Annotated in this window: 2 protein-coding genes; both read left to right on the forward strand. The window is 56.6% G+C overall.

The features are described from left to right. Positions 1-77: 77 nt before the first annotated feature. Positions 78-704 (forward strand): IS630 family transposase, encoded by a 627-nt coding sequence (locus F7P80_RS17330; RefSeq protein WP_282959039.1) that lies wholly within the window; start codon positions 78-80, stop codon positions 702-704. Next, a complete protein-coding gene (locus F7P80_RS17335; protein ID WP_282959040.1) occupies positions 593-1,135 on the forward strand; it encodes an IS630 family transposase in 543 nt (180 codons plus the stop codon). Before F7P80_RS17330 ends, F7P80_RS17335 begins: the two co-directional genes overlap by 112 nt.

Here is a 1,135-nt window from a genome sequence, read left to right on the forward strand (position 1 = left end):
AATCGTGCATGCCAATACGGTATCTTGAGAACGGAGATACCGCTATGAGAACTGGCAGACCAAAGACTCAATTGGTGTTGAGCGATGAAGAGCGGGTGCAGCTGCAGTCTTTCGCGCGTAGCCGCTCGTTGCCTGCAGCGCTGAGCAATCGAGCTCGTTTGGTGTTGGCCAGTGCCCAAGGAGAGCCGAACAACGCGATTGCCGCACGGCTGAAGATGAGCGAGCATACTGTGGGCAAATGGCGCATGCGGTTCATCGAGCGGCGCATTGCTGGCCTCTACGATGACGTGCGTCCTGGTGCACCACGTACCATTGACGATGAACGGCTGGCTCAGTTGATCCAGACAACACTGCATACCAAGCCGCCTAACGGCTCGACGCATTGGAGCGTACGTGCGGTAGCCGCCGAGACCTGCATCTCCAAGAGCAGCGTGCAGCGCTACTTCCAGCTCTTTGGACTGCAGCCTCATCGCACTGAGAGCTTCAAGCTGTCCAACGACCCATTCTTCATCGAGAAGCTGCGCGACGTGGTCGGCCTATACCTGAGTCCACCGGACAACGCTTTGGTGATCTGCGTGGATGAGAAAAGCCAATGCCAGGCGCTGGAGCGCACGCAGCCGATGCTGCCACTGGGGTTTGGGTATGTCGAGGGTGTTACCCACGACTACAAGCGCCATGGCACCACAACCCTATTTGCAGCCTGAACGTGCTCAACGGTGCAGTGCTAGCGACGTGCAAGCCGCGTCACCGGCATCAGGAGTTCCTTGCCTTCCTGCGCGAGATTGACAAGGCTGTTCCCGCCGATTTAGACATTCATTGCATTGCAGACAACTACGCTACACACCGCCATCCGAAGATCAAAGCGTGGCTGGCAGCTCGGCCACGTTGGCATATGCACTTCATCCCGACATACAGCTCTTGGCTAAACCAGGTCGAGCGCTTCTTCTCGTTGATTACCGACAAGGTCATCCGTCGTGGCTCGTTTACTAGCGTTAAACAACTCGTGCAGCGCATCGATCACTTCGTTACGGCGCACAACGTCAACTGCCAGCCCTTCAAATGGACTGCCACCGCAGATTCGATCCTCGAAAAGCTCCATCGACTTTGCTCACGTATTAGCGGGACAGGACACTAG

Source organism: Comamonas kerstersii (genome assembly GCF_008801935.1).
Lineage (GTDB): Bacteria > Pseudomonadota > Gammaproteobacteria > Burkholderiales > Burkholderiaceae_C > Comamonas > Comamonas kerstersii.

Coding starts and splice junctions, on each gene's coding strand:
- F7P80_RS17335 (WP_282959040.1), top strand. CDS start 593: ATGCCAGGCGCTGGAGCGCACGCAGCCGATGCTGCCACTGGGGTTTGG.